Origin of the sequence: Dankookia sp. P2 (genome assembly GCF_050632255.1) — a bacterium.
GTDB lineage: Bacteria > Pseudomonadota > Alphaproteobacteria > Acetobacterales > Acetobacteraceae > Paracraurococcus.
The window spans coordinates 957,014-973,088 of record NZ_CP192581.1; the positions used below are offsets into that span (position 1 = coordinate 957,014).

Annotated in this window: 15 protein-coding genes and 3 pseudogenes; 9 read left to right on the forward strand and 9 right to left on the reverse strand. The window is 68.3% G+C overall.

From position 1 onward, the window contains the following. Window position 1 precedes the first annotated feature (1 nt). The gene (locus ACQ86J_RS05675; RefSeq protein ID WP_431270355.1) at window positions 2–2,113 is read left to right on the forward strand and encodes a glycoside hydrolase family 15 protein; all 2,112 of its coding nucleotides are present in this window, start codon (window positions 2–4) and stop codon (window positions 2,111–2,113) included. 271 nt (window positions 2,114–2,384) lie between these two features. Here the strand turns inward: ACQ86J_RS05675 and ACQ86J_RS05680 are convergent. The 9 genes and pseudogenes from ACQ86J_RS05680 to ACQ86J_RS05720 all read right to left on the reverse strand — a co-directional run bounded on the left by ACQ86J_RS05680 (window position 2,385) and on the right by ACQ86J_RS05720 (window position 10,182). Then, window positions 2,385–2,975 (reverse strand): annotated as a pseudogene (locus tag ACQ86J_RS05680) (glycosyltransferase family protein). A 522-nt stretch (window positions 2,976–3,497) separates the two neighbouring features. After that, window positions 3,498–4,133 carry a CgeB family protein gene (locus ACQ86J_RS05685; RefSeq protein ID WP_431270356.1) on the reverse strand — a complete coding sequence of 212 codons (636 nt, stop codon included), beginning with the start codon at window positions 4,131–4,133 and terminating at the stop codon, window positions 3,498–3,500. Further along, entirely contained in the window at window positions 4,117–5,031 is a 915-nt protein-coding gene (locus ACQ86J_RS05690) for a glycosyltransferase family protein (protein ID WP_431270357.1), read from the reverse strand. The genes ACQ86J_RS05685 and ACQ86J_RS05690 overlap by 17 nt, the downstream gene beginning before the upstream one ends. 206 nt (window positions 5,032–5,237) lie before the next feature. Beyond that, window positions 5,238–5,693: pseudogene (locus ACQ86J_RS05695) on the reverse strand (glycosyltransferase); the annotation flags it as partial. Between the two features lie 28 nt (window positions 5,694–5,721). After that, on the reverse strand, window positions 5,722–6,258 hold the full coding sequence (locus ACQ86J_RS05700) for a glycosyltransferase (protein WP_431270358.1): 537 nt from the start codon (window positions 6,256–6,258) through the stop codon (window positions 5,722–5,724). Between the two features lie 55 nt (window positions 6,259–6,313). Next, a pseudogene (locus ACQ86J_RS05705) lies at window positions 6,314–6,802 on the reverse strand (glycosyltransferase family 4 protein); the annotation flags it as partial. Beyond that, window positions 6,799–7,305: a hypothetical protein gene (locus ACQ86J_RS05710; protein ID WP_431270359.1), complete on the reverse strand. Its 507-nt coding sequence runs from the start codon at window positions 7,303–7,305 to the stop codon at window positions 6,799–6,801. The pseudogene ACQ86J_RS05705 and the gene ACQ86J_RS05710, both read right to left, overlap by 4 nt. A 676-nt stretch (window positions 7,306–7,981) precedes the next feature. Further along, the gene (locus ACQ86J_RS05715; protein WP_431270360.1) at window positions 7,982–9,070 is read right to left on the reverse strand and encodes an SDR family NAD(P)-dependent oxidoreductase; all 1,089 of its coding nucleotides are present in this window, start codon (window positions 9,068–9,070) and stop codon (window positions 7,982–7,984) included. Beyond that, window positions 9,067–10,182 carry an NAD-dependent epimerase/dehydratase family protein gene (locus tag ACQ86J_RS05720; RefSeq protein WP_431270361.1) on the reverse strand — a complete coding sequence of 372 codons (1,116 nt, stop codon included), beginning with the start codon at window positions 10,180–10,182 and terminating at the stop codon, window positions 9,067–9,069. Before ACQ86J_RS05720 ends, ACQ86J_RS05715 begins: the two co-directional genes overlap by 4 nt. A 314-nt stretch (window positions 10,183–10,496) precedes the next feature. Here ACQ86J_RS05720 and ACQ86J_RS05725 point away from each other — a divergent pair, with 314 nt between their 5' ends. The 8 genes from ACQ86J_RS05725 to ACQ86J_RS05760 are packed head-to-tail and all read left to right on the forward strand — an operon-like array spanning window position 10,497 to window position 16,075. Continuing rightward, window positions 10,497–11,732, forward strand: a complete 1,236-nt coding sequence (locus tag ACQ86J_RS05725) for an inositol-3-phosphate synthase (protein ID WP_431270362.1) — start codon at window positions 10,497–10,499, stop codon at window positions 11,730–11,732. Beyond that, entirely contained in the window at window positions 11,630–12,160 is a 531-nt protein-coding gene (locus ACQ86J_RS05730) for a histidine phosphatase family protein (protein ID WP_431270363.1), read from the forward strand. Before ACQ86J_RS05725 ends, ACQ86J_RS05730 begins: the two co-directional genes overlap by 103 nt. After that, entirely contained in the window at window positions 12,157–12,381 is a 225-nt protein-coding gene (locus tag ACQ86J_RS05735; RefSeq protein ID WP_431270364.1) for a hypothetical protein, read from the forward strand. Before ACQ86J_RS05730 ends, ACQ86J_RS05735 begins: the two co-directional genes overlap by 4 nt. After that, window positions 12,378–12,920 carry a methyltransferase domain-containing protein gene (locus ACQ86J_RS05740; RefSeq protein ID WP_431270365.1) on the forward strand — a complete coding sequence of 181 codons (543 nt, stop codon included), beginning with the start codon at window positions 12,378–12,380 and terminating at the stop codon, window positions 12,918–12,920. Before ACQ86J_RS05735 ends, ACQ86J_RS05740 begins: the two co-directional genes overlap by 4 nt. Then, entirely contained in the window at window positions 12,917–13,831 is a 915-nt protein-coding gene (locus tag ACQ86J_RS05745) for a beta-xylosidase (RefSeq protein ID WP_431270366.1), read from the forward strand. The genes ACQ86J_RS05740 and ACQ86J_RS05745 overlap by 4 nt, the downstream gene beginning before the upstream one ends. Before the next feature lie 32 nt (window positions 13,832–13,863). Continuing rightward, complete coding sequence (locus ACQ86J_RS05750; protein ID WP_431270367.1) at window positions 13,864–14,991, forward strand: DNA topoisomerase IB; 1,128 nt, start codon at window positions 13,864–13,866, stop codon at window positions 14,989–14,991. Beyond that, entirely contained in the window at window positions 14,991–15,758 is a 768-nt protein-coding gene (locus ACQ86J_RS05755) for a hypothetical protein (protein ID WP_431270368.1), read from the forward strand. Before ACQ86J_RS05750 ends, ACQ86J_RS05755 begins: the two co-directional genes overlap by 1 nt. Then, window positions 15,707–16,075 (forward strand): glycosyltransferase family protein, encoded by a 369-nt coding sequence (locus tag ACQ86J_RS05760; RefSeq protein ID WP_431270369.1) that lies wholly within the window; start codon window positions 15,707–15,709, stop codon window positions 16,073–16,075. Before ACQ86J_RS05755 ends, ACQ86J_RS05760 begins: the two co-directional genes overlap by 52 nt.

Below are 16,075 nucleotides of genomic sequence, written 5' to 3' on the forward strand. Positions count from 1 at the left end.
CATGGCGCTCCGCATCGAGGACTACGCGGTCATCGGCAACCGCGAAACCATGGCGCTGGTCGGCCGCGACGGCAGCCTCGACTGGCTCTGCCTGCCGCGCTTCGACAGCCCGGCCTGCTTCGCCGCCCTGCTGGGCAATGCGGAGAACGGCCGCTGGCGCATCGCTCCCTGCCACCCGGCGGCGCGCGTCACCCGCTGCTACCGCCCCGGCACGCTGGTGCTGGAGACGCGGTTCGAAAGCCCGGACGGCGCGGTGACGCTGATCGACTGCATGCACCGGCGCGACGGCGCGACGGACATCGTCCGGCTGGTGCGTGGCGAGCGGGGCCGGCTGGCGATGCGGATGGATCTTGCCATGCGCTTCGACTATGGCCGCGACATCCCCTGGGTTTCACGGCTCGAGGACGGGCGGCTGCGCGCCATAGCCGGGCCGGACCGGCTGCTGCTCGACACCGGCGTGCCGCTGCATGGCCAGCGCATGACGACTGTGGCCGAGTTCGAGGTCGCGGCCGGCGAGACGGTGCCCTTCGTGCTGACCTGGACCCCGTCCTTCCGCCCGCTGCCGGCCAGGGTGACGGCCGAGGCGGTGCTGGCCGAGGAAACCGCCGAATGGCGGGCCTGGTCAGAACGCAGCAGGACCGGCGGCGAATGGGCTGAGGCGGTGAGCCGTTCGCTGATCACGCTTCGGGCGCTGGCGCATCACGAGACCGGCGGCATCGTCGCCGCCGCCACGACCTCCCTGCCCGAGCAGCTGCGCGGCACGCGGAACTGGGACTATCGCTTCTGCTGGCTGCGCGACGCGACCCTGACCCTGCTGGCGCTGATGGGCGGCGGCTATGTGGACGAGGCTGCGGCTTGGCGCGAATGGCTGCTGCGCGCCGTCGCCGGCAGCCCGGACAAGCTGCAGATCATGTATGGCCTGGCCGGGGAGCGCCGGCTGGAGGAGTGCGAGTTGCCCTTCCTGTCGGGCTACCAGGGCGCCAAGCCCGTGCGCATCGGCAACGCCGCCGCCGGCCAGCTGCAGCTCGACGTCTATGGCGAGTTGCTGGACGCCATGCACCACGCCCGTCGCGCCGGCATCCCGCCGAATGACGATGCCTGGGGGCTGGAACGGACACTGACCAACCGCCTGGTCGACCTCTGGGACCAGCCCGATGAGGGGATCTGGGAGGTGCGCGGGCCGCGCCGGCACTTCACCTATTCCAAGGTGATGGCCTGGGTGGCGCTGGACCGCTCGGTGCGTGGCATCGAGGAATTCGGCCTCAAGGGGCCGCTGGCGCAGTGGCGCGCGGTGCGCGACCGCATCCACGCCGATGTCTGCCGCCGCGGCTTTGATACCGGCCGCAACAGCTTCGTGCAGTCCTATGGCGCGACGCAGCTGGATGCCAGCCTGCTGCTGATCCCGCTGGTCGGCTTTCTGCCACCGGGCGATCCCCGCATCGCCGGCACCGTCGCGGCGATCGAGCGGGAGTTGTTGCAGGACGGCTTCGTCCGCCGCTACGACACCAGCAAGGCCCAGGACGGGCTGCCACCCGGCGAGGGCGCCTTCCTCGCCTGCAGCTTCTGGCTGGCGGACAACTACGTCATGCTAGGCCGGCGAGACGAGGCGCGGGCGCTGTTCGAGCGGCTGCTGGCACTGCGCAACGATGTCGGCCTGCTGGCCGAGGAATACGACCCGAAGGCCGGCCGGCAGGTGGGCGATTTTCCGCAGGCCTTTTCGCATGTCGCGCTGGTCAGCACCGCCGGCAACTTGGCGCGGGCGGCGAAGCCGGCCGAGCAGCGCTCGGTCACCGCGCCCAGCGGGGTTGATCCGCGGGATCAACCCCGCTGGGCGCGGAGCGGCATTGGCCCCAGGCAGCGGGACAAGGCCGCTGGCGAAGCATGGATGCGCGTCATGCGCCGCGGGACGGATCGCGGCGGCCATGGACTGGTCCTGCGCGAACCAGGCGATCGTGCTTCGCAGCCAATTTCCCGCCCTGAGCCGCGGCGCCCAGCCCAGCACCTGCAGCCGGCGCAGGCTTTCCAGCAGGTCGTCGACAGAGCAGGAGGAGCTGGTCCGGCTGTCGACGCCATGGATGGCGACGGGGTCGCCGGACAGCGCCCGGAGAGGTAAGGCAGCGACATCGTCGAGGGCCGGCGTCTCCGCCGCACTTGCCCTCGTCGTAGCTGGCGCGTGGGCCGGTCGGGTTGATATTGCCCCAGCAGGTCTCGGCCTGGGGATGCACTGCCGGGTCGCCATGGTCCTCGCTGGTCTGGGCCCGTAGGAAGCCCGCCGCGGCGCGCTCCGCCAGATGCAGCAGGTTACGGGGCCGCACACGCAGGTCAGCAGCCTGTGCCCGGGATCCGCCCGGTAGTGCGGCGGCGAGGCCGCACAGGCTGGTTGGTCAGGTGGGCGCCTGCTCCCTTGCCGGTCGATGCGCGCGGCGCCTGGCCGCGAGCAGATGCGCCTCGAGTTCCGCCGCGCGATGCGCCGCTGTGTGATCAGCCATAACCCTTGCGCGGAACGCCCGCGCGACGGCGTCGCGGGCGGCGTCCGGCCAGCCGAGCAGGATGTCCAGCACCTGCCCGGCGCGCTCGGCGAGCAGGATCTCCGCGCCCGGCCGGAACAGCGTCTCGATCCCGTCCCAGGCGTCGGAGATGACCGGCGGTGCCGCAGGCGCCGGCTTCGAAGAGCCGCACCGCTGGGGCTATGCCCCGCCCCGGACCATGTCCTGCCGCGTCACGTTCAGGGTGAAACGGCTGGCGGCGTAGAAGGCCGGGTGCTCGGCAGGCGGGACATGTTCCAGCCGTTCTACGTTCGGCGGCCAGGCGATGCCGTCCGGGTACTGTGCCCCGGCGACGACGAAGCGCAGCTGCGGCGCCTCGCCGCGCCGGCTCCAGCAGCAGCGCCTCCAGCATCGGCTGGCGATCGTCGCTATAGGTGCCGAGATAGCTGAGATCCCAGCTGCGCGGTGCCGCCCGCGCGGGATAGGCATCCGGGTCGACCGAGCAGTGCAGGACGCGGGCCGCTGGCGATCCGTACTGCGCTTCCAGCCGCGCCAGGGTCGGGCCGCCGGTGAAGGAGAGATAGAGGTCGTAGCCCGGGATCTGCCGCGCCGCGAGGTATTCCTCGTCGCCCCGCGCCAGCTTGGCCAGGGTCACCGGCGTGTCGATGCTCGTAGAAGGCGGTGATGCCTCGCCGCTACCTCCTGCACCCAATCGCCGACCGCAACGCCCTGCGGCACGAAGGAGCCGACAACCACAGCATTCCGCCGCCGCAACCCTCCGGCGCCAGCGCTGCAGGCCGTCGAGGTCGCGATAGAATCCGAGAGCGCAGTAGTCCGGCGCGGCCAGGTCGCGGTGACAGGCATACCAGGGCACCTCGCGTTCGAGGAAGAGCACGCGGTGCCCCCGTGCGGCGAAGGCCTTCAGCAAGGCCCGATAGGTGGTCGCGTGCCCATTTCCCCAGGCTGAGGAAAGGCTGAGGCCGAGCACCACGAGGTTCAGCGGCGGAGCGCTCATGCCGCCCGCTTCCGCGCCGCGACCTCGCGCAGCAGGCCATCCACCTGCACCCCGCGCCGCTCATAGGTATGCTCGGCCAGAATGCGGGCCCGGGCCGCCTCGCCGATTCGTCGCGCCCGCTCCGGCGTCAGCCCTGCCAACTGGGCCGCTACCTCGGCGCCGTCGCGGGCGACCAGCACCTCGGTCCCGGCATCGAGGAAGAGCTCCAGCCCGACCCAGGCATCAGTGATCAGGCAGGCCCCGGCGCCGGCGGCCTCGAAGACCCGGGTGGCGGGAGAGAAGCCGGTCGCCGCCATGCTGTCGCGGGCGATGTTCAGCACCGCGAGCGGGGATGTGTTGAAGGCGTTGTGCTCGCGCGTGTAGACATGCCCGATCGGCTGGACATTCGCCGGCATCACCTTGTCGCCCCAGCCATTCCCGCCGATCAGGAAGCGACGGTCCGGCAGCGCGGCGGCGGGCCGCAGGAAGAACTCCTCCACCCGCGCCTCGCGGTCCGGCAGGCGATTGCCGAGGAAGGAGAGATCGGCGGTGAAGCGCGGCTCGGCCGGCACCGGGTGGTGCGTGGTGGGGTCGAGCGCGTTGTAGACCGGTACGCAGCGCCGCGCGCCGAAGCTTTCATAGGCCTGCACCACCGGCGGGCCGCCGCCATAGGTCGAGCACCAGGTCGAGCTCCGGCAGCAGCGTGCGGCGCAGCGGGTGGTCGGATGCCGCCGCCAGTTCGGCCAGCGTCGCCGGCGCGTCGACATCCCAGAAGATCCGGATCACCTCCGGCCGCGCCGCCGCCGCCATGACGCCTTGCAGCAGCGCATCGTCGAACACGCCGACCCCGCTCGCCTTGACCACGATGTCCGCTCGCGCCGCTTCGGCCACCACCTCGCGGAGCGCCGCCTCGGTTGCCGGATAGACCCGCACTTCCGCCCAGTCCGGCGGCGCGATGTCGCGGTGCTGCTGGCGGTCGAAGGCATCGGGCTCGTAGAAGGTCGCGCGGTAGCCGCGGCGGTGCAGCGCACTCAGCATGCCGCGGTAATAGGTCGCCGCCCCGTTCCAGTAGGACGAGAGCAGGCTCGATCCGTAGAAGGCGATCCTCATGCGCCGGCCTCCTCCGGCATGCCGAAGTCGTGCCGCGATGGCCAGCAACTCGTCAACGCGGTGGGCGCAGGTGTGGCGAGCGCGGATGGTCTCCAGTCCGCTCGACGCCAGAGCAGCGCGCAGGCCAGCATCGGCCTGGACCGCCCGCATGTGCCGCAGCATCGCCGCTTCGTCGCGTGCGATCAGGTAATCCTGCCCAGGGCGGAAAAGCCGCTCCGCATCCTCCCAGGGCGCCGAGAGCAGGGGTATGCCGCAAGCCAGCGCCTCGAAGACACGGATGGTCGGGATACCCGGCAGCAGATCGACGTAGAAGCGCCGCGGCACATGGACAGTCGCCAAGTGTCGGGCAAAGATTTCCGGCGCGCGAGCATTCGGCAACCAGCCGCGATACCGGGCGCCATGCGCGGCAAGCTTGCCAAGGGCAGCATCAGGATAGCGCACGCCGTGAATGTCGAGCGCCAGCCCGGCCTCCTGCGCCGGCCGCAGCAGGAACTGTTCCAGCTCCTCGCTCCGCTCGTCGTCGCCCCACTGCCGATCCAGACCAGGCCCTCGCGCGCCGCTTCCTGGGCAGGCGGATGGAACAACCGTGTGTCCGCGGCCTCATGCCAGACGAAGACGCGGCGGTCCCAACCCCAGCGCCGATAGACCGCGGCCAAGGCCTCGCCGAAGGCAAGCACAGCGTCGTAATCCTGCAGGTCGAAGCGGCGGATCGCTGCCGGGTCGCTGACGGCGCGGTGGTGCGTGTCGTGGAAAAGCAGCCGGAACCTCGCCCCGGCCCGGCGTGCCCGGCCGATCGCCGCAATCACCCAAGGTTCGGTCCATTCATGCACAATCACCAGCTCGGCGGCGTCGATGCCGGAGAGCAGGCTGTCCGCGTCCCGGTAGGTCACGGACCGCAGGCCCGGATAAGCCGCGCGATAGGCGTCGAGCCCGCCCTCGCCATGATCGCGCAGCAGGTTGTCGAGGCTCCAGGGCTGCGCCGGAGCCAGCGCGGTCACGTCATGGCCGCGTGCCTGCAGCTCCGCCAGCACACCCCGCAGGAAATGCGCGTTCCCGTGATTCCAGCAGGACTCGATGGAGTGGGTAACGTAGACCAGCCTCACGCAGCGGCATCCCTTCCCGTACGTCCGATCACCTGTTCATAGACAGCGAGCATTCCCTCGACCTGCCTGTCCAGGCTGAAGCAAGCGGCCCGCTCCCGTGCCGAAACGCCGAGCGCGGCGCGCCGGCCGCATCATCGGCAAGAGACTCGACCGTCGCCGCGAAACCCGCAGCATCATCGGGTGCGACGAAGACAGCAGCACCATCCCATAACTCGCGGAAGCCGGTTGTGTCCGAAAGCACCAGGGCACAGCCGGCCTGCGCCGCCTCCAGCACGGCCAAGCCGAAGGGCTCGTAGCGCGCCGCGCTGACGAATACTGGCCGGGTGGCGAGGATAGCGGCGATCTCCGAGGTGGAGAGCCGACCTATCGATTGCATGTGGCGAAGTTCGACCCTGGCGCCGTTCGGTCCCGCGATGGGGCCCGCAGCTAGAAGCGGGAATGGCAGCCGCGCCGCGGCGGCGTCTAGTGTCATCGCCGCCTTGCCTTCGTCCCAAAGCCGGCCCGCGGTGAAGGCGAGCAGGGGTGAAAGCCGGCGACCCCGCCGCGATCTCCTGGCGGCGTCCATTCCACACCACGCTCGGCGCCACAGGCAGGTCGTAGGCGGCGCGCGTTGCCGCGGCGAACCAGCTAGATGGCGCAACCAGCAGATCGGCCGATCGGTAGCCCTCGGCCGCCACGGCGGCACGCCAGCGGAAATCCGCCGGCATTGGTCCTTTGCGCATCACCTGCCACCAAGTGGCCAGGCAGGAATGACAGGCAATCACCAATGGCCTGTCGAAGCGCATCATTCCTGCCGGAGCCGGCGTATTGAGGTGCAGGACGTCGGCAGCGATCTCCTGTGCGAGCGCAGCGAGCGCGACGCCTGAGGCCTTGATCTCCGCCGCCGATCCGGCAAGCCATTCGAGCGGCTGCCCGAGCAGCACCACGCGAAGGCCGGGAATGCATTCGGCCGCCGCCCGTTGGGTTGCGTCCGGTGCCGGCCCCAGCACCGCGAGCACGACCGCCACTTGGTGTTGCGCCAGCCCAGCCGCGAGATCCAACGCATAGGTCCAGACGCCACCGACCGCATCCACGCTCATCAGCAGGCGTAGCCGCGGCGCCGATGTCATCGGCAGCAATCCGATCTGAAGACCTGAAGCGAGGCGACGCCATCCTCCTTGATACCGCTCAGACTGTCGAATTGCCCGAGGTAGTACTCGTGCGCGCGCTTCCAGGCCTGGTCATCCGGCATGCCCCGAAACGGGTGATAATCCGGCGAGCTCAGATAGGCATGAAGAGGCACCGCGTCATCGCCTGCCACCTTGATCAGATTGGCCTGCACGAAAGGCACGCGACGCTTGGCATAGAGCAGCCGCTCGGCAAGATCATCGGTGGATATCCGGCAGTTCTTGTCGCGTGCAGCACGGCCTTCCGGGGTTAGGGCTTCTGCCCCAGCCTCGATCGAAACACAACCGTCCTGGCCGGGCTGGTCCAACATCTCGGGCCTCCAAAGGTCGATGCTGGTCACGATCCCGAACTGCAGGCCGCGTCTGACCAGCGCCTCCAGCAGCAGACATTGCGGCAGGGAGATCTCATCGATAAAGTAGAGGTAGCCCACCTTCTGTGCGGCCAAGCGATCGACCTCTTCCAGCAGCGGCGGCAGCGCGCGCGGCGGCAGGCATCGCGGAAGTCGATCCTGGCATAGAAGGAGCAGATGTACGGGCAGCCGTACGAGGCTTCGACCTCGGCATTCGACACAGTCGGGTCGCAATCAAAGCGGTCGTGGAGGCGATGCTGCTGCACCCAGTCGTCCGGCCAGTGCAGCGCCGAAGATCGGAAAAGGTGGCGGCATATGGGGCTCCGGTCACACGTACTGCGTCACCTTGATGGTAGGCGATCGCTGGAACAGTAATCGGTTCCTCGGTGCCGGCAAGCCGATGCAAGATCTCCTCGCATTCGCCGCGCACGACAACATCAGCACCGAGCTTCTGCAGCGTTGCCCGCCGCGCCACAGAGCCATGTGGCCCTACCACCGCCCTGCGGCCGCTTGGCCCGCGGAGCGCCGAGAGGAATTGCCGGAGCACGCGCAGCTCCGGCGGAGCGCAGCGCCAGAAAAAATAGGTCAGCGCGGTCGCTACCACCGTCATGTCGGCACAGAACGCGACAACCGAGCCGCCGCCTCGGCGACCGGCAGGTCGCAAATATGCGCATCCACCAGCACCACCTGATGCCCATTTGCCTCAAGCAGCGCGCGGCTATGGCCGAGCTCGAGCGGCAGATGCGGGGTCCGGCAACCAAGAGAGCTGCTGCTAGCAACGCTCCATGGCGCGTTGCACAGAGCCACTCTCATGCGACGCGGCCTCGGCCGGCACGCGCTCTGTGGAGAGCCACGCGGCGAGCGCCTGCAATCCCTGTCGCCACGGCTTCGGAGCCGGGAGGCCGAATGCCTGCCGCGCCCGTCGGGTATCGGAAACATAATAGCGCTGGTCACCGGCTCGCCAAGCGCCATGCCGGATCTCGACACGGCTGCCGATCGTCTCCTCGATCGCGCCTATGACCTGCAGCAGGCTCACGGCATTCGCCGGCCCGCCACCAAGATTGAAGGCCCTGCCCTGCACTGCCTTGATCCGCCGCCAAGCCGCGACATAGGCATCGACCGCATCATCGACGAAGAGGATATCGCGTACCTGGCAGCCGTCACCGTAGATGCTGATCGCCTGCCGCGCCAGCGCGCGAAGCAGGAAATGCGCGACCCAGCCCTGGTCCTCGGTGCCCCGCTGCAGCGGCCCATAGATGCAGCTCATGCGGAAGACCGCACTCGGTACGCCGAAGCTCCGGGCATAATCCAGCACATATTGGTCGGCGGCACCCTTGGAACAGCCATAAGGCGTGTGAAAATCGAGCGGCCGATCTTCCCCGATCCCATGCAGGCGGATCGCGTCCGGATGCGGCACATAGGCTTCACCCTGCAGACCGAGCGGAATATCCGCTAGGTCGCCATAAACCTTGTTGGTGCTGGCGAAGATGACGGGTACTGGCCGATCTTGCCGACGCGCGGCTTCCAGCACGCCGAGCGTGCCACGCAGATTGACCGCAAAATCCGCCGCGGGGTCATCGAGGCTGCTGGTCACCGCAACCTGCGCTGCAAGGTGGAACACCGCATCGGCCTCACCCATAGCTCGGGTGAGTTCCGTCGCGTCGTTGATGTCGGCGATGATAGGGATCACCCGCCCTGGATGCCGCTGCCGGAGCCATGCGAGGTTGTCCGCCACGCCGGCTCGCGCAAGGGCATCATAGACCAGCACCGCATGACCTTCGGATGCGAGCCGGTCCGCCACATTCGCGCCGATGAAGCCGGCACCGCCTGTCACCAGGATGGGACGACCGCTGCCCGTCACGCGACCAGCCCTCTCGCCTCGAGTTCGCGGCGCGCCTCATGCACGCGATCCTCCGCGGTCTGCCGCGCCACCCAATCGGCGAGTTCCGCTAGGCCGGCGACGAACTCAGTGCCGGGCGCGAAGCCGAGTGACCGCCGCGCCAAGCCGATATCCGGGATGCAGTGGCGGATATCGCCGGCGCGCGCCTTGCCGGTGATCTCCGGCACCATGTCCCGGCGCCCCATAGCGTGCGCCAGCAGTTCGGCGACTTCAGACACCGTCCGATGCTCGCCACTGCCGATGTTGAAGACGCCGCCTGCGGCCTCCGGCCGCTCGAGAGCCTGCACGAAGGCGCGCGCGACATCGGAGACGTGCACGAAGTCGCGGCGCTGCTGACCATCCTCGAAGATCATCGGGGGTTGCCCGTTATGCAGGCGAGAGGCGAAGATCGCCAGCACGCCCGTATAGGGGTTCGACAATGCCTGCCCTGGCCCATAGACATTCCACAGGCGCAGCGCCACACCCTCCATCCCATAGGCCGGTGCCAAGGTCAGGGTCAGCCGTTCCTGCACATATTTGGTGATGGCATAGACCGAAGCGAGCGCGGGACGCTTGCCTTCGGGCGTCGGCAGGGGAAGCAGCGGACGACCAGCCTCGTCCACCGGATCCCACGGCTGGGACGCGCTGGTCCTGGCCTGCCGCACGGCGTCCTCGACGAGATGCCCCGCAGCGCTGCGGTAGAGACCTTCCCCATAAATGCTCATGGACGACGCCACGACCACCCGGCGCACCGGATGGTCGATAAGGCACTGGAACAATACCGCCGTGCCACAGTCGTTGGCAGAGACATAACGATCAACCGCATACATACTCTGCCCAACGCCGACTTCCGCCGCGAGGTGCACGACCGCATCGACTCCCTGCAGCGCACGCGCCACGGCTGCCGGATCACGTACGTCGCCGCGATGGAAGTCGATGTCGGGATCGATGGCCGGAACGCTGGCATCTGCGCCATGCACTTGGTCGAGCAGGCTGTCCAGCACGCGCACGCGATAGCCACGCTCCAGCAGTTCTCGTGTCAGGTGGCGTCCGATGAAGCCCGCACCACCCGTGAGAAGAATCAATTCCGACACCAGGGCGTCTCCGTTCCATCCACCCGCCGCGCACGCCGCCTCTTCAGAGGTCGCGCCACGTCGATCGGTTCCCCGACTCATAAAACCAGGATGCGCTTGGCATCCCACCTGCGGCCAACGAGCAACAAAGGCTCCCGGCTCAGTGCGAACGCAAAGCTCGCCGGGACGGAACCGGTACTCACCTGTATTTGTCAGCGACGCATTTCGTGCCGGCGGGGCGAAGGGCGTTGCGTAGCGTTCCCCCACCATCGCAGCCGCGTGGGAGCTGCGGTTACGCGCCGATGCGAGGGAGGCAAGCCTTGGGTTCCAGACGCGTGCGGGTCGGCCTCGTCGGCCTCGGCAACTGCGCATCCTCCTTCGTGCAGGGCCTTACCTACTACCGTGATGCCCAGGATCAGGTGCCTGGGCTCATCAGGCCGGAGCTCGGTGGGTACCGGATCTCCGACATCGACATCAGCGCGGCCTTTGACGTCGCCACGGCGAAGGTCGGGCGCGACGTGTCTGAGGCCATCCTGGCGCAGCCGAACAACACCCACCGGTTCGCCGCGGTGCAGCCGCTCGGCGTGACTGTCGCGCGTGGCCGCACACTTGACGGCATCGGCCGCTACCTGCGCGACGAGGTGAAAGAGTCGGACGCGGCGGAGGCGAATGTCGCCGAGATCCTTCGCCGCACGGGTACCGAGGTGCTGGTGTCCTACCTTCCAGTCGGGTCGCAGCAGGCGACCGAATGGTACGCCGAGCAGGCTCTCGACGCTGGGTGTGCCTTTGTCGATTGCATTCCGGTCTTCATCGCCTCCGATGCAGGCTGGCAGGCGCGCTTCGCGGCACGACGCCTTCCCCTGGTCGGCGATGACATCAAGAGCCAAGTCGGAGCGACCATCGTCCACCGCGTGCTGACCAATCTATTCCGTGAGCGTGGCGTCTCGCTCGATCGGACTTACCAGCTCAATTTCGGCGGGAATGCCGACTTCCTGAACATGCTGGAACGCGAAAGGCTACAATCGAAGAAGATCTCGAAGACTCAGGCCGTGACCAGCCAGATGGACGGGGAATTCGCGCCGGGTGACATCCACGTAGGCCCGAGCGACTTCGTCCCCTGGCTGGGCGACCGGAAATCTCGCGCATATCCGGATGGAAGGCACCGGCTTCGGTGGCGTGCCGCTGCAACTGGAATTGAAGCTGGAAGTCTGGGACTCGCCAAACTCCGCGGGCGTGGTGGTCGATGCGGTGCGCTGCGCCAAATTGGCACTCGATCGCGGCCAGGGTGGCGTGCTGACCGGCCCGTCGAGCTACTTCATGAAATCGCCACCGATCCAATCCACCGATACCGAAGCCAGGGAACGCACGCTGCGCTTCATCGCCGGCGAGGGCTGACCCGATGGCGACGACCGTCCTTCTCGTCCGGCACGCCGCCCACCCGCTTCTGGGCAAGGTGCTGTGCGGCAGGATGCCGGGCGTCGCGTTGGACGAAGCGGGACGCGGCCAAGCGGCACGGCTTGGCACAGCGCTCGCCACGCATCGGCCAAATGCGCTGTTCACGAGTCCAATGAGCCGCGCCCGCGCAACTGCGATCGCCATCGAGACTGCATCCGGACTGGCCGCGCGGCCCTGCGACGCCTTGAACGAGATCGACTTCGGCGAGTGGACAGGGGCGAGCTTTGCCGATCTGGCGGGGGATCCCGCCTGGTCGCGCTGGAACAGCCAGCGATCCGAAGCACGCCCACCCGGCGGCGAGCCGATGTACCTGGCGCAGGCGCGCGTCGTCGCCGGCATCCAGCGGATGCGGGCCGCGTTGCCGGACGGCAAAGTCGTTGCCGTCAGCCATGCGGACATCATCAAGGCAGCGTTGCTCTGGTGCCTTGGCCTTACACTCGACGCCCATATGCGTCTCGACATCGACCCCGCATCCATCAGCGCGATGGTGCTGTGGGAGGACGGGGGCAAGGTTCTGTGGATAAATCAGGGAGTGACTGCATGAACCAGCGGATCCAGGCCGAGGAGTTGCGCCGGCGCGCCGCCGAACTGGGCAACTGGTTTCATAACATCGATCTCGGTGGCGTCAGCACCGCGCCGGACCACTTCCTTGGTGACTATCCATCGGTCAAGTGGCGCCGCTTCGCTCATGCCCTGCCGCAGGACCTGACTGGCCGAAGCGTGCTCGACATCGGATGCAACGGGGCTTCTACGCGATCGAGATGAAGCGGCGTGGCGCCGCCCGCGTGCTCGGCATCGACTCCGACCCGGACTACCTAGCCCAGGCCCGCTTCGCTGCCGAAGCCACCGGCCAGGAGATCGAGTTCCGCGCCATGTCGGTCTATGACCTCGGAGACATCGGAGAACGCTTCGACATCGTGCTTTTCATGGGCGTGCTGTACCACCTCCGCCACCCGCTGCTCGCCCTCGACCTCATCCACGAACACGTGGCCGACGACCTGCTGGTCTTTCAATCCATGCAGCGCGGTGCGCAAGCGGTAGTCACGCCGCGTGAGGACTTCGATTTTTGGGATACCGCACCCTTTGACGATGCCGGCTGGCCGAAGCTTCATTTCATCGAGCACCGCTATGCTCATGACGAGACCAACTGGTGGGTGCCGAACCGCGCCTGCGCCGAGGCCATGCTCCGCAGCGCCGGCTTTGCCATCGAGTCCCACCCGGAGGAAGAGGTCTATGTCTGCCGCCGGACCGACACACCGCCCGGTGCCGGCGCTGTCTATCCGGCCCGGGGTATCCGCGCATGATCGAAGCCGCGATGATCTGGAACGAGCCGAACAACAAGTCGCATTGGGATCCTGAACTCGACCCCGACTGGCGGCTCTTCGCCGAGATGGCGACTGGCGCCGCCCAGGCGATCCGCGCGGCGCATCCGACCCTGCCCCGGGTCCTCGGCGGCATCTCGCCGATCGACCCGGCCTTCATCAACAACCTAGACGCCCGCGGCGTGCTGAACCACCTGGACGCCGTCGCGGTGCATGGATTCCCGCTCGACTGGAACCTCTGGCAGATCGGCGAATGGCCGGCAAAGCTCGACGAGATCCGCGCGGTGACCAGCCTGCCGGTCTGGGTCTCCGAGGTGGGCGTCTCCTCTTTCGGGGCCGAGGAGGTCCAGGCCTGGGGCGTCGAGCGAACCGCGGAACTGCTGGTCGGCAAGGCACCGCGCATCCATTGGTACAGTCTTTATGACCTGCCGCGCGCCTGGGAAGCGACGACCCGCCACCGCGAGGCCGAAGGCTCCTCCTACTACCGCCATTTCTACATGGGTCTGCTGCGGGAGGATGGTTCGCCCAAGCCCTCGCTCGAAGCCTTCGCACGCCACGCGCCCGCGCTCGGGCTCTGCCAATGGTTCCATTTCGAGGACCACCGGCTGGACGACGCCGTCGCCTGGATGCGGCGTCTCGGCGTGCGTCACCTCCGCACCGGCCTCTCATGGGCCGACAGCTTCCGGCCGAATGCGCTCGCCTGGTTCGACAGGCAGATGGCGGCCTTGGAGGAGTTCGATGTCACCGTCACCTTCTGCTTCACGCCGGAGCATCGCGGCATCGCACCGCACCACACGAGCCCGCCCGTGGTGCCGGCCGAGTTCGCCGAGTTCTGCGGCGCGATGATCCGCCGCTATGCCTCGCCCGGAACCACCGCCGCCGCGCCGGGTTGATCTGCAACTCACACTGCGAATGCCGAAGCACCATGGCCGCGGATGAAACGTCGCTCAGTACACAGGATGCACGGCAGGCGGCCAGGGCCGCTTCGCTGCGGTACGTCTCAGACGAGACGCCCGGCATCGGCAGGCGGCGCATCGGCAAGGGGTTCAGCTACCGTCTGCCGCAGGGCGGCGCGTTGAAGGACCCCGCTACGCTACGCCGCATTCGCGCGTTGGCGATCCCGCCGGCTTGGACCCAGGTCTGGATCTGCCCGCGCGAGAATGGCCACATTCAGGCGACGGGCCGTGACGAGAAAGGCCGCAAGCAGTACCGGTACCACCCACGCTGGCGGGAGACCCGGGACGCGGCAAAATCCGGGCGTATGGTCGAGTTTGCCCGCGTCCTTCCGCGCATCCGGGACCAGGTGGAACGGGACCTGACCCTTTCCGGCCTGCCGCGTCGGAAGGTGCTGGCCACGGTGGTGCGTCTGCTCGAAACCACGCTCATCCGTGTCGGCAACGACGACTACGCGAAACAGAACGGGAGCTACGGCCTGACCACCCTGCGCAACCGTCATGTCGCGGTCGAAGGCGCCAAGCTGCGCTTCGCCTTCAAGGGCAAGAGCGGCAAGGCTTGGCAGCTGCAGATTGCCGATCGCCGCATCGCGCGTATCCTGCGCGAATGCCAGGACCTGCCGGGCCAGGAGCTGTTCCAATATGTCGATGAGGAGGGCGAGCGTCACGGCATCGATTCCGGCGACGTAAACGACTACCTGCGCGAGATAGCGGACAGCGAGGTGACGGCGAAGGACTTCCGCACCTGGGCGGGCACGGTGCTGGCTGCCCTCGCGCTGCGCGAGTTCGAGCGCTTCGACACCGAGGCCGCGGCGAAGCGCAATGTCAAGCGGGCGATCGAGCAGGTCGCGCAGCGCCTGGGCAACACGCCGACCATCTGCCGCAAGTGCTATGTGCATCCCGGCGTGCTGGATTGCTACCTGGATGGCAGCCTGGCGGAGCAGGTGCGGGAAGAAGCCGAGGCGGAGCTGCGCGAGGCGGCAGCCGGTCTGCGGCCGGAGGAGGCGGCTGTGCTCGGTCTGCTGATCGGCCGGCTGGCACGGCAGGAGACCCGCGCTGCGCGCGGTCGAGACGCGGCTGGGGCAAGGGCGGCCGCCTGATGCGGATCGTCGTCTTCGGCCTGACCATCACCTCCGCCTGGGGCAATGGCCACGCGACGCTCTGGCGCGCGCTTTGCCGCGCCCTGGCGCGTCGCGGCCATCACGTCACCTTCTTCGAACGCGACGTGCCCTACTACGCCGACACGCGCGACCTGCAGCCGATGGCAGGGCTGGAGACCGTGCTCTACACCGACTGGGACACCGTCCGGCCACGCGCCGCGCTGGCGATGCGCGGTGCCGACCTCGCCATGGTCACCTCCTACTGCCCGGATGGCGTTGCGGCGTCCGCACTGGTGCTCGACTCCCCGGCGCGGCTGCGCGCCTTCTACGATCTCGACACGCCGGTAACGCTGGACCGCCTGGCCGCCGGTGACCGCCCGGCCTACCTGCCGCCCGATGGTCTCGGTGGCTTCGATCTGGTGCTGAGCTACACCGGCGGCGCGGCACTGGAACGCCTGCGCGATGAATTGGGGGCGCGGCGCGTCGCACCGCTCTATGGCAGCGTCGACCCTGAGGCGCATCGCCCGGTCGAGCCCGACCCGCGTCTGCGCGCCGACCTGTCCTATCTTGGCACCTATGCCGCCGACCGGCAGCTGGCGCTGGAACGCTTGTTCGTAGCGCCGGCGCGCGCCCTGCCCGCCCGCCGCTTCGTCATCGGCGGGGCGCTCTATCCGCCAGAATCCCCTGGGCGGAGAACATCTGGTTTCTTCGTCACATGCCGCCGGCCGAGCACCCGGCCTTCTTCGCTTCCTCTCGCCTCACGCTGAATATCACGCGCCGGGCCATGGCGGCGATGGGCTGGTGCCCCTCCGGCCGGTTGTTCGAGGCGGCGGCCTGCGGCGCCCCGGTCCTGACGGATTCCTGGGACGGGCTGGCGGAGTTCTACACACCGGGCAGCGAGCTGCTGGTTGCCGGCAGCACGGAGGAGGCGATGGCCGCGATCGGCCTCGGTGATGCCGAGCTGCGCCGCATCGCCCAGGCGGCGCGCGACCGCACCCTCTCTGAACACACCGCGGACCACAGGGTGCGGGCGCTTGAGGAGGCGGTGCAGGCCGCGATGCACCCCGCGACGATCGGAGACTGA